Raw genomic sequence first — 11695 nt, forward strand, 5'->3', positions numbered from 1 at the left:
GACGGGCGCCGGGTGAGACAACGAAGACGAGGAGAAAGCACGATGGCTCAATGGATCAATGCATGCGCGGCGGACGATATCGAAAACGAAGGCGTCATCCGCTTCGATCATTCGGGGCGCACCTTTGCCATTTACCGAAGCCCTGCCGACGAATACTTCTGCACCGACGGACTGTGCACGCACGAAGCCGTGCATCTCGCGGACGGTCTGGTCATGGATTACGCGGTCGAATGCCCGAAGCACGGCGGCGAGTTCGACTATCGGTCCGGCGAAGCGACGCGCGCGCCCGCGTGCCGGAACCTGAAGGTCTATGCCGCGAAGGTCGAAGACGGCCGCGTCTTCATCGAGGTGTGACGTGACGCCCATCGTGATCATCGGCGCCGGCGAATGCGGGACGCGCGCGGCGTTCGAACTGCGGGAGCGCGGCTGGCTCGGTGGCATCGTGCTGATCGGCAGCGAACCGGGGCTGCCGTACGAACGCCCCCCGCTGTCCAAGCCCACGGAGGCAGGCGTCCGGCATCGCCTGGTGTGCGACGAAGCGCGCCTTCGGGCTGCGGGCATCGCGTACCTGTGCGGCGTCGAGGTCGACGCGCTGGATCGCCCGAACCGGTGCGTGCGGCTGACCGACGGACGCAGCATCGAGTACGACAAGGTCCTGCTCGCGACCGGCGCGCGAGCGCGGCCGCTGAGTTGCCCCGGTGGCGACCGGGCACTGCCGTTCCGCACGCTGCCGGACGCGCAGGCGCTGTACCGCCTGACCGCGGGTGCACGCAGCGTCGCGCTGATCGGCGCGGGACTGATCGGCATGGAACTCGCGGCGACGCTCCGGACGGCGGGAATCGACGTCACCGTGATCGAGGCCGGGCCGCGCCCACTCGGTCGCGCGGTGCCGGCGGTGCTGGCGGAGCGCCTGCTCGCACGCCATCGCGATGAAGGCGTCCGCTTCCGGTTCGATGCGGGCGTGTCGTCGATCGACGGCGACACCGTCGCGCTGTCGGATGGAACGGCCGTCGAAGCGGACGTCGTCGTGGCCGCGATCGGCGTTGTGCCCGAAGCGGCGCTGGCCGCGCGGGCCGGGCTTGCATCGGACAACGGCATCGTCGTCGATGCGCGGCTCGCGACGTCGGACCCGAACGTGTTCGCCGCCGGCGATTGCGCGCGCGTGCCGTCCCGCCATTCGAACGGCGCCCATGTGCGGTTCGAAAGCTGGCGGAATGCGCAGGACCAGGGCGCGCACGCGGCACGTTCCATGCTCGGTGACGATGCGGCGTTCGATGCCGTGCCGTGGTTCTGGTCCGATCAGTACGACCTCGGCCTGCAGGTCGCCGGCATGCCGGATCCAGCTCGCCCGAGCGTCGCGCGCCGCCTGTCGAACGACGCGGACGTGCTGTTTCAGCTCGCGGACGACGGTCGCCTGGTCGCGGCAAGCGGCCTCGGCACCGGCAACGGCGTCGCGAGGGAAATCAGGCTGGCGGAGATGCTGATCGCACGCGGTGCGCGTCCGTCGCCGGACGCGCTGCAGGACCCGGCAGTCAGTCTGAAAAGCCTGCTTCGCGCGTAAACGCGCGAATGGGGGCCGACGTATCAACTTCCAGAGAGGCTATCGACATGCCCGAATTTCATGTATTGCAATCGATCTGGGGAATGGATCGCGTGCGTTCCGGACACGGCGCCGAGTGGTCGATGCCGGAGCGGCTTTCGATGATCCGGGACGCGGGCTTCGACGGCGTGTCCGCGCACTTCCATTCGGCGCCGGACGTCGCGTGCTGGATCGAACAGGCGCTCGACTACGGTTTCGTGATCGAGGGCGCCGCATTTCCGCAGTCGGTCGACGATTTGCGGCCTGCACTCGAGCTGGCCGGCCGATACCGGATCCATCATCTGGTCGTGCAGGGCGACGTGCGGCCGTACAATGCCGACGCGGCCGTACCGATCGTCGAAGGATGGCAGAGGTTGTCGTGCGAATACGGTGTCCCGGTCCTGATCGAAACCCACCGCAACACGATCACGAACGACCTTTGGACGACGCGCGAATTGCTGGACCGCGTGCCCGGCCTGCCGTTGCTGGCCGACCTGTCGCACTATGTCTGCGGGCAGGAGATCCACGTGCCCCCGACGCCGCGCAACGATGCGCTGGTCGACCGCATCCTGAAGCACGCCGATGCGTATCACGGGCGTGTTGCGTCGTCCGAGCAGATCCAGCTCGAGATCGGCTTCGAATGCTACCGGCCATGGGTGGATCAGTTTCTCGCTTGGTGGGAAAGGGGATTCGGCTACTGGCTGGCGCGCGCGAGCGACGACGACAGCCTGACGTTTGCCTGTGAACTGGGTCCCGCACCCTACGCGATATCCGATCGCGACGGTCAGGACCGGTCGAATCGATGGGACGACGCGCGGCAGATGCGCGAATGGGTGCTGGCGTGCTGGGAACGTGCCGTCGTGCAGCATCGGCAGGACGATTGCGTGACGCGCCGGTGACCCCATCGACCGGGCCGAACGCGCACGGCGTCCGGCCCGGTGGCATGGTGCGATCGACGACGCCCGGTCAGATGTTCTCGGGCGTGTAGATGTCGAACGGGACGATCGCCGCATATCGTCCGATCTCGCTGCCGGCCTTTCGCGCGCGAATCATCGCAACGATGGTTTCGTTCGCAATCGACTGGAACGGGTGGGAGATGACCATCGTCAACGTGCCGTCCAGCAACCCGCTCTTCGTCGAATCCATCAGGTCGTGGCCGATCGCGACGATCTTTCCGCCTTGCCCGCTGGCCCTCAGTGCGGCGATCACGCCGCCGATGCCGCCGCCGGACACATAGATCCCTTTCAGGTCCGGCTGACTGCGCAGCAGCGTTTCCGTCAACTCCCGCGCAATCGTGTCCGACTCGAATGTCGAGATCGGTTCGAGCGGCGTGAAATCGCTCGCGAGCTCACGGAAGTACGAGCGGAATCCGCTCTCGTACAGATCGTGGCAACGATAGCGGTGCGTGCCGACGAGGATGCCGACCTTGCCCGGCGTCCTGCACATGCGCGCGAATGCCCAGGCGGCGGTTCGCCCGACCTTCCAGCTGTCGAGGCCGACGTAGCCGACGTTCGAATGCGCGGACAGCGACGAGATCAGCGCGATGACAGGCACGCCTCGGGTCGAGAGCCGGTCGATCGCGTCGATCACGAGCGGGTGCTCGGCGGCCAGCACGGTGAGCGCATCGGTTTCCTCGCCCAGTTCGAGCATCCTCGTCGATACTTGCTCCGGCGACAGGTCGTCGAGGTGCTCGATCTGCAGGCTGACGTGACTGTCCGCGTACGACTCGGCCGCAGCTTTCAGGCTGCGTGCGACGAGGTTGGAAAATGCGTGATGCGGCGACTGGATGACGACGCCGAACCGGTATTTTTCGCGTGCCTGCGCCACGCGGTGATGGAGCGCGCCGACGCCATAGAAGCCGATCTGCTCGGCGGCTTCCAGCACCCGTTGCATCGTCTGCTGCCTGACCTTGCCCGATCCGCCGATGACCCGGTTGATTGTCGCGACGGACACGCCTGCAGCGGCGGCAAGATCCTTGATGGTGGGACGCCCCATGACCGATCCTCTTGACGAGACCCAATGTGCTCCCGGGCCGCAGCACAGGTGCGATTCCGGGCGAAATTCCCTGTGATTGTATTTCTGGAATGATGCATCGGAAACGAGTTCCATCAAAAAGAAGCATTTTGTGTCATCCCGTTTGAGATGTTTGCTCCATGATCAATGCCCTCGAACACTGTCCGGGAACGGATGAACCAGCACGATGAACGATCGACGTCGTCACGGATGGCTCACAATGCGCATCTTCAACAAGTCAATCGAGAGAGAACCATGGCATCCAGCCAGAGCACGGCGGACTACATCGTCGAACAGATATCGGCGGCCGGCGCCGTGTCGGCGCGGAAGATGTTCGGCGAGTACGCGATCTACTGCGACGGGAAGGTCGTTGCGCTCGTCTGCGACGACAAGTTGTTCGTCAAGCCGACACCCGGCGGCAAGGCTTTTCTCGGGGAGTATGAGGAAGGCCGGCCGTATCCCGCCGCGAAACCGCACTTCGTCATTTCAGGCGAGCGGTGGGACGAGCGCGAGTGGCTGTCGCAACTGATCCGGACCACGGCCGCGCAGCTGCCGGTGCCGGCGAAGCGCGCCCGCTAGCGTCGACGCCGGCGCGTGACGGATGTCGGGTACGGAATCGATCCCGCGGCGTATGCTACTCACCATGCGCGTGAAATCGATGCGGACACCCGGAGCACTGAATGATCCCGAATGAACGCCTACGCAAGGCCGGACCCAACCGGCCCGGGTGGAAAACCGTCGTCGCTGCATGCTGCCTGGGCTGGAGCGCGCTGGCGTTCGGCGCGGATGCCGGCGCAACCCTGCTCGACCGCTACCATGGGCTGACGGAGCAACTGAAGCAGAACCCGTTCCATCGTCCGCTGTATCTCGAGTCGTCGGAGACGAACTCGATACTCAAGGGCGACATCTATGCGGTCGTCGACTATCCGTTCGCGACGGTCAGCGGCAAGCTCGACGACCCTGGCCAGGGGCCGGCCAACTGGTGCGACGTGCTGATCCTGCACCTGAACACGAAGTATTGCCATGCGTCGACGGGCGACGGCGGTGCTGTCCTTGACGTCAACGTCGGCAGAAAGATCGAGCAGAAGCTCGACGACACGTATCGCGTGCAGTTCCGCTACCGCGTGGCGGCCGCGACCCCGGACTATTTCCAGGTCAATCTCACGGCCGACAGCGGGCCGATGAGTACCAAGGACTATCGCATTTCGCTCGAAGCGGTGCCGGTGGGTGGCAACCGCACGTTCCTGCACCTGACGTACGGGTACGGTTTCGGCACGATCGGGCGAATGGCGATGAAGACCTACCTGGCCACGATCGGCCGAGACAAGGTCGGGTTTACCGTCGACGCGACGCAGCCGTCGACCCCGCCGAAATATATCGGCGGGGTGCGCGGCCTGCTGGAACGCAACACGATGCGCTACTACCTCGCGATCGACGCGTACCTTGGCACGCTCGACAAATCGACCGATCAACGCTTCGCCCGCTGGTTCGACGCCACCGAGCAATATCCGCAGCAACTGCACGAAGTGGAACGGCAGGACTACCTGCAGATGAAGCGCAACGAATACCAGCGCCAGCAGGTCCAGCGGTAGCGGGATTCCGCGTCGAGGCGGGACAGGCGGCCTTGAACGCCGTCGACGTCCATGCAACTGCAAAAAAACGCCCGCATTTCTGCGGGCGTAACTCTCCTCATTGTCGCCGGAGTGGCTATTTCCACGCCGGCGCCGGCGTGATCTGCGTCGTATAGGCCGTCGCCGGCAACAGCGTGAAGTAGGAAACCGTTTGGCCGCCATAGGTTTCGGTCGACGTGCCCGACTTGATGCCGGTGACCGGCACGACGACGGATTGCCCGTCGCTGCGCGTGCCGCTCACCGCGATCGATTTCCCGGGCGTGAGCGTCGCCGCGACGTTCGATGTGTTGTAGACGCTTCGCTGCAGCGCGAGCGTGCCGAGGTCGGTCAGGTACGGACTGACGATCGGCAGCCCCTTGTAATGCGTGTTGTATTTCGCGAGCGTCGCGTTCAGCAGGTCGCCGAGCAGCGAGCTCGACCCGCTGTAGCTGCGCAGGTTCGACTGGTGGAACATCAGCGGCCGCAGGTCGTACGTGAGCAGGTACGCGACCAGCGTGTCCGACACCTTGTCGAGCACCTGCGCGTACGTCAGGTCGTAGCCCCACTTCGTCGGGTCGATGCCGTTCGCGCCGTAGAAGTAGTTGTACTCGTCGACCCACTCCTGCGGCTGCGACACGTTGTAGAACAGCGCGGTCGCATAGCGCGGCACCTCGAAGATCGCCGGATCCACGCAGTTGAACTTGCCCGCATTGAACGCGGGCAGCGGCCACGGCGTGCCGTTGCTGTTCGCCGCACAGCCTGCGGTGCCGACGGCCGGTGTGGGCTTCGACGAATCGGACACGAGCACCCGCGTGCCGAACGCGGCCAGCGCGCCCAGCGTCGTCGCGTTGTACAGCCCGGAGATTTCCGGCGTGACGAGCGCCTGCGTCGAATACGTCGAGAACCCGAAGCGCCGCGCGACGTTGTGGTTGTTCTGCATTTCGGTCGCGACCTGCGCGCCCGTCGTCGTGAACGGCGGATCGAGCAGCAGGTGGTCGTAGGTATGGCTGATCCACTTGAAGCGGCTCTGGTTCGAGCGGACCTGGGTCGTCAGCGTATCGTTGCCGACGCCCGGGTAGTCGCCCTGGCCGCCGTAAGCGGTGCCGAACCCGGCGCCGTTGTAGGCGAACGTGAGCTTCAGCGCCGCCGCGTTCGCGGTCTTGCCGTTGACGTTCGACTGCCACTTGACGACGTTGTCGAGATCGGCGCCCGTGATGCGGTACTCGCATGCGGTGGTGCCGGTGTACGACGCGACCGATCCCGGCGGATTGCCGAGCGGGCACCGTCCGGGCGGATTCGTGCCGGTCGTCGCGCCGGTGCGCACGTCGTACCAGAGGCCCGTGAGATCGGATTGCGCATACGGAAAGATCTCGTCCGGAATGCCGACGTCGTCCACTTGCGGATCGAGGTACACGTGCCGGTTGCCGACGAACAGCCCGCGCGTGAGCCAGTTCACGATTCCGTACGACAGCGTGATCGAATGCGTCAGGTACGGGCTGTTGTCGAACGTCAGCGCCATGATCTCGCGCGACACGCTGTCGCCCGCGAGCGGCGTCGTGTTCGCGAACAGGCACGTCGAGGCGATCGGATACGTGACGTTGTTCGTGCCCGTCGCCTGCAACACCGGCGTGACGGTCGTACCGGCCGGCAGCGGGCTCGCCGGCGACGCAAAGTAGGTCCACGCGCTGCGCACCGTCAGCGGATTGCCGGCGCTCGTGCCTGCGTTCAGGTAAGGGAACAGCGCCGTGCCCGACGTCGTCAGCGTCGAAGGCAGCGGCGCGGCGGTCGTGTCGCGGTACCCGGCGTACTGCAGGCAGGCCGAGTCGCCCGGCCACGTGTACAGGCTCGCGAGCCGCAGGTTGTACTTGAACTGGTAGCGCGCGAGCGCCTGCGCGAGCGCGCCGCCGGCGAACGGGTTCATGTAGCGGTAGTCGCTGACGGGCAGGAGGATGCCCTGGTACAGCGCGTGATTGCCGGTTTCGAGCGTCGGCAGCGTCGGATTGCCGGTGTCATATTGATAGACGCTGTACGGGATCCCGATGCGGTCGAGTGCCGTTTGCGCCATCTGCAGTTCCGGACCGTTGCCGGCCTGCTGGCTCGTGAGGATCAGCACCTTCAGATCGATCTGCGCATCGGCCGGCACCGCGTGGCCGGGCGTGCACAGCGCGCAGAGTGTCGCGGCGACGATGCCGCGCACAAATAAATTCGGAAAACGAAATAATGGTCGTAATACGCTCATGACGGACCTCACGCATCGGGTGTCGGATGACGGAACGTTTCCCCCGGGCAATGCAGCGATGCGGCGTTTATAGTGGTTTCGGCGTGAAGGTCTGCTTGCGCATCGACTCGCCCGGATGTGGGCCGGTCGGCATCGCAGGCGGCCTGGCCGGAACACGTGCCTCGGGCGAAGGCGGGTGATGACCGGTGGGACGGCCCTTGCCGGTAGCCAGCGCGGCTGGCAAATCGAGCACGGCGAGTGTGGCGGTGGCGAGCAGTCCCGCGCAAGCGCAGCGCAGCAGCGTGCGCCACGCGAGCGGGGGCGGGTGGGTTCGGCGGGGTGTCATGGTTTCCTCCATGGTTTCCTCGTAGCGCGATGTCGCGAGTCGGATACGTTGCAAAACTGACCATACCCTCGGCGGCGTGGCGGGTGCGCCAGCACACCGATGCTCGCCGGACGTCTGCCGGCGCGGTGACGGATGGTCTCCTCCACAGGCCGGCGCGTATCGCCGCGACGGCGAACCTGCGGTCTCGCAACGGGTGACGCTTACGATGCGATGACGCTTGCGCGACACGTTCTCCGGTCTGTACGGCGGATGTAAGCTACTTGCATGCCATCCCTGTCAAATCATTGATTTGTTGGCGAATTTGTCGACGGGATGTCAGTGTCGCGTCTGGAAAACGTAAGAAACGTTTCAGGTTCGACACGGTGGCGCTCATCAAACGCGCGTTTGACAGTGGCACGGCGCGTCAACGTCGATCTTCCCGATCCTGCTATCTGCGCATCCTTGGCGCTTTCGACGCCGACTCGCGCGCGAGTTCGACGAACGCTGTCAGATAGTCGATCGACGCATCCGCTTCGCGTGTGCCCAGAAAAATCTGCTTGGCGATGCCATGCTTGCCGAGCTTGACGGGTGTCACCGGTATCCGGTCGGCGTACTCGTCGGCGAGCCAGCGCGGCAGCGCGGCCACGCCGCGGCCGCTCGCCACCATCTGCAGCATGATGTCGGTCGTTTCGATCACCTTCTGCCGCTTCGGCACGACGCCCGCGGGCGTGAGGAACTGGCTGTAGATGTCCAGCCGATCGGTTTCGACGGGATAGATGATGAGGATCTCGTCCGCGAGCTGCTCCGGCTCGATGTAATGCGCGCCCGCCAGGCGATGCTGCTCGCTGACGACCAGCACCTGTTCGTAGTCGAACACCGGATCGAAGCGCAGGCCGGGCCGGTTCAGCGGATCGGGCGTCACGAGCACGTCGATGTCGTAGCCGAACAGCGCGCCGATGCCGCCGAACTGAAAGCGCTGCTTCACGTCCACGTCGACGTCGGGCCAGCGGGACAGGTAGGGCGACACCACCTTGAGCAGCCACTGGTAGCACGGGTGGCACTCCATCCCGATGCGCAGCGTGCCGCGCTGCCCTTGCGCGTACTGCTTCATGCGTTCTTCGGCGTGCTCGAACTGGGGCAGCAGCCGGTCGGCAAGCCTGAGCAGGTATTGCCCGGCCTGGGTGAGCCGCAGGCCGCGCCCCTTGCGATCCCAGATCGGCGTGCCCAGCTGCTCCTCGACTTTCTTGACCGTGTGGCTCAGCGCCGACTGCGTCAGGTTCAGCGCGCCTGCGGCCGCCGTGAGCGAACCCTGCCTGTCGACCTCGCGAATGATGACCAGATGAATGCGTTCCAGCATGATGCCCGACCCATGAATATATATAATCGATGAATGAAATAATGCCATTTTATTTCATGACTCGGAAATTCTATTATCGGGGCCTGTCTTTTTCACATCTCCTGCAGGTCGACATGGTCACGACACACAATCTCGGTTTCCCGCGCATCGGCGCCAAACGCGAACTGAAATTCGCGCTGGAAAGCTACTGGAAGGGTCAGTCGTCGCGCGACGAACTCAAGGCCGCCGGTGCGCAACTGCGCCGGCGTCACTGGGACAACCAGCGCGATCTGGATCTCGCGCCGGTCGGCGATTTCGCGTTCTATGACCAGGTGCTGGACATGAGCTTCACGCTCGGCAACCTGCCCAAGCGGGTCCAGGGCTTCCATGGCGATGCGCTCGACAATTACTTTCGCGTCGCGCGCGGCCGTTCGGCACAGTCGGCGGAAGAACACGCGGCATGCTGCGGTGGTGTCGCGGCCGGCGAAATGACGAAGTGGTTCGACACGAACTATCACTACATCGTCCCGGAATTCCACGCGGACACGAACTTCTCGCTCGACCCGTCGCGCCTGCTCCAGCAGCTGGCGGAAGCGCGGGCGCAGGGCGTGACGGCGAAGCCCGTGATCATCGGCCCGGTCACGTACCTGTGGCTCGGCAAGGCGAAGGACGATTCCGACCGCCTTGCGCTGCTGCCGAAGTTGCTGCCCGTGTATGGCGCGCTGCTGGACACGCTGACTGCGCAGGGCGTCGAATGGGTGCAGATCGACGAACCGATTCTCGTCACCGAACTCGACGCCGAATGGCAACAGGCGTTCAAGACCGCGTACGAGGCGCTCGAAACGCGCCGCATCAAGCTGCTGCTCGCGACGTATTTCGGCCAGTTGCGCGAGAATCTCGCACTCGCGTGCTCGCTGCCGGTCGACGGCCTGCACATCGACGCGATCAATGCGCGTGACGAAGTTGCCACGCTCGTGGCCGAACTGCCGGCGCAACGCGTGCTGTCGGTCGGCGCAATCAACGGGCGGAATATCTGGAAGACCGACCTGAATGCGACGCTCGACTGGCTCGAACCGCTCGCGAAGCAACTCGGCGACCGCCTGTGGATTGCGCCGTCGTGCTCGCTGCTGCACGTGCCGGTCGATCTCGCGAGCGAAGAGAAGCTCGACACCGAGATCCGTTCGTGGCTGGCGTTCGCGCTGCAGAAGCTCGACGAACTGAAGGTGCTGGCGACTGCGCTGAACGGCGGTCGCGAGGCCGTCGCTGACGCGCTGGCGGCGAACGGCGCGGCAATCCGCGTGCGTCGCGAATCGCCGCGCGTGAACAACCCGGCCGTGAAGGCTGCGATCGCCCGTATCGACGCGCAGCTCGGCAACCGCGCGAGCCCGTACCCGCAGCGCGCGCCGAAGCAGTCGGCGCGGCTGAACCTTCCGGCGTTCCCGACGACGACGATCGGCTCGTTCCCGCAGACCGCCGAGATCCGCCACGCACGCAGCCAGTTCAAGGCCGGCGCGCTCGACGAGGCCGGCTACAAGGCCGCGATGCAGGCCGAGATCGCGCGCAGCGTCCGCGAACAGGAGGCGCTGGAACTCGACGTGCTCGTGCACGGCGAAGCCGAGCGCAACGACATGGTCGAATACTTCGGCGAGCAGCTCGACGGCTACGCGTTCAGCCAGTTCGGCTGGGTCCAGTCGTACGGTTCGCGCTGCGTGAAGCCGCCGATCCTGTTCGGCGACATCAGCCGCCCGAAGGCGATGACGGTCGAATGGATCACCTACGCGCAATCGCTGACCGACAAGCCGATGAAGGGCATGCTGACCGGCCCGGTGACGATCCTGAACTGGTCGTTCGTCCGTGACGACCAGCCGCGCTCGGTGTCGTGCTACCAGCTCGCGCTCGCGATTCGCGAGGAAGTGCTCGATCTCGAGAAGGCCGGCGTGCGGGTGATCCAGATCGACGAGGCCGCGCTGCGCGAGGGGCTGCCGCTGCGCCGCGCACAATGGGGCGAATACCTGAACTGGGCGGTCGAATCGTTCCGCATCACCGCGAACGGCGTGCAGGACGAAACGCAGATCCACACGCACATGTGCTATTCGGAGTTCAACGACATCATCGCGTCGATCGCCGACATGGACGCGGACGTGATCACGATCGAAACGTCGCGCTCGGACATGGAGCTGCTCGATGCATTCGACACTTTCAAGTATCCGAACGAAATCGGGCCGGGCGTGTATGACATCCACTCGCCGAACATCCCGACGCAGGATCACATCGTCGGTCTGATGAAGAAGGCGGCCGAGCGGATTCCGGCGGAGCGCCTGTGGGTGAACCCGGATTGCGGCCTGAAGACGCGCCAGTGGGCGGAAGTGATTCCGGCGCTGACCCACATGGTCGCCGCGGCGAAGACGCTGCGCAGCCAGGCGCAATAACGCGCGGGCACTCCGCGCCTGCCGCCGCGATCGGCGATCCGGTGGCAGGCGCCGCACCGGTTCGCTCCGTCCCGGGCATGCCCCGGGACGCGTCGTTTCCACCGTTACTTTTTCTACTCCAGCCATGTTCGAACGCAGCCGCTACACGCTCGACCAGACCGATCCGGAACTGTTCGACGCCATCC

10 protein-coding genes are annotated in these 11695 nt (G+C 65.1%); 6 read left to right on the forward strand and 4 right to left on the reverse strand.

The features are described from left to right. Positions 1 to 42 precede the first annotated feature (42 nt). The 3 genes from ACV229_RS21555 to ACV229_RS21565 are packed head-to-tail and all read left to right on the forward strand — an operon-like array spanning position 43 to position 2478. Positions 43 to 354, forward strand: coding sequence for a MocE family 2Fe-2S type ferredoxin (locus tag ACV229_RS21555; RefSeq protein WP_448085122.1), 312 nt, complete (start codon positions 43 to 45; stop codon positions 352 to 354). Between the two features lies 1 nt (position 355). After that, a complete protein-coding gene (locus ACV229_RS21560; RefSeq protein ID WP_448085123.1) occupies positions 356 to 1561 on the forward strand; it encodes an NAD(P)/FAD-dependent oxidoreductase in 1206 nt (401 codons plus the stop codon). Between the two features lie 47 nt (positions 1562 to 1608). Beyond that, positions 1609 to 2478, forward strand: a complete 870-nt coding sequence (locus tag ACV229_RS21565; protein ID WP_448085124.1) for a sugar phosphate isomerase/epimerase family protein — start codon at positions 1609 to 1611, stop codon at positions 2476 to 2478. Positions 2479 to 2545: 67 nt separating this feature from the next. Here the strand turns inward: ACV229_RS21565 and ACV229_RS21570 are convergent, their stop codons facing one another. Next, positions 2546 to 3574 (reverse strand): LacI family DNA-binding transcriptional regulator, encoded by a 1029-nt coding sequence (locus tag ACV229_RS21570; RefSeq protein ID WP_448085125.1) that lies wholly within the window; start codon positions 3572 to 3574, stop codon positions 2546 to 2548. A gap of 273 nt (positions 3575 to 3847) precedes the next feature. Between ACV229_RS21570 and ACV229_RS21575 the strand changes: the two genes are divergently transcribed. After that, complete coding sequence (locus ACV229_RS21575) at positions 3848 to 4171, forward strand: TfoX/Sxy family protein (protein WP_448085126.1); 324 nt, start codon at positions 3848 to 3850, stop codon at positions 4169 to 4171. 101 nt (positions 4172 to 4272) lie between these two features. After that, on the forward strand, positions 4273 to 5184 hold the full coding sequence (locus tag ACV229_RS21580; protein WP_448085127.1) for a hypothetical protein: 912 nt from the start codon (positions 4273 to 4275) through the stop codon (positions 5182 to 5184). Between the two features lie 115 nt (positions 5185 to 5299). Here ACV229_RS21580 and ACV229_RS21585 read toward each other — a convergent pair whose 3' ends face one another. The 3 genes from ACV229_RS21585 to ACV229_RS21595 all read right to left on the reverse strand — a co-directional run bounded on the left by ACV229_RS21585 (position 5300) and on the right by ACV229_RS21595 (position 9102). After that, positions 5300 to 7399 (reverse strand): Agd3-related carbohydrate deacetylase, encoded by a 2100-nt coding sequence (locus ACV229_RS21585; RefSeq protein WP_448085128.1) that lies wholly within the window; start codon positions 7397 to 7399, stop codon positions 5300 to 5302. Between the two features lie 109 nt (positions 7400 to 7508). Further along, positions 7509 to 7766: a hypothetical protein gene (locus tag ACV229_RS21590; RefSeq protein ID WP_448085129.1), complete on the reverse strand. Its 258-nt coding sequence runs from the start codon at positions 7764 to 7766 to the stop codon at positions 7509 to 7511. A 427-nt stretch (positions 7767 to 8193) separates the two neighbouring features. Then, the gene (locus ACV229_RS21595; protein WP_448085141.1) at positions 8194 to 9102 is read right to left on the reverse strand and encodes a LysR family transcriptional regulator; all 909 of its coding nucleotides are present in this window, start codon (positions 9100 to 9102) and stop codon (positions 8194 to 8196) included. A gap of 113 nt (positions 9103 to 9215) precedes the next feature. Here ACV229_RS21595 and metE point away from each other — a divergent pair, with 113 nt between their 5' ends. Further along, complete coding sequence (gene metE, locus ACV229_RS21600) at positions 9216 to 11510, forward strand: 5-methyltetrahydropteroyltriglutamate--homocysteine S-methyltransferase (RefSeq protein WP_448085130.1); 2295 nt, start codon at positions 9216 to 9218, stop codon at positions 11508 to 11510. The last annotated feature ends 185 nt before the right edge of the window (positions 11511 to 11695 follow it).

The organism is Burkholderia sp. MR1-5-21, assembly GCF_053427715.1.

Coding starts and splice junctions, on each gene's coding strand:
- ACV229_RS21595 (WP_448085141.1), bottom strand. CDS start 9,102: ATGCTGGAACGCATTCATCTGGTCATCATTCGCGAGGTCGACAGGCAG.
- ACV229_RS21590 (WP_448085129.1), bottom strand. CDS start 7,766: ATGACACCCCGCCGAACCCACCCGCCCCCGCTCGCGTGGCGCACGCTG.
- ACV229_RS21575 (WP_448085126.1), top strand. CDS start 3,848: ATGGCATCCAGCCAGAGCACGGCGGACTACATCGTCGAACAGATATCG.
- ACV229_RS21565 (WP_448085124.1), top strand. CDS start 1,609: ATGCCCGAATTTCATGTATTGCAATCGATCTGGGGAATGGATCGCGTG.
- metE (WP_448085130.1), top strand. CDS start 9,216: ATGGTCACGACACACAATCTCGGTTTCCCGCGCATCGGCGCCAAACGC.
- ACV229_RS21555 (WP_448085122.1), top strand. CDS start 43: ATGGCTCAATGGATCAATGCATGCGCGGCGGACGATATCGAAAACGAA.
- ACV229_RS21570 (WP_448085125.1), bottom strand. CDS start 3,574: ATGGGGCGTCCCACCATCAAGGATCTTGCCGCCGCTGCAGGCGTGTCC.
- ACV229_RS21580 (WP_448085127.1), top strand. CDS start 4,273: ATGATCCCGAATGAACGCCTACGCAAGGCCGGACCCAACCGGCCCGGG.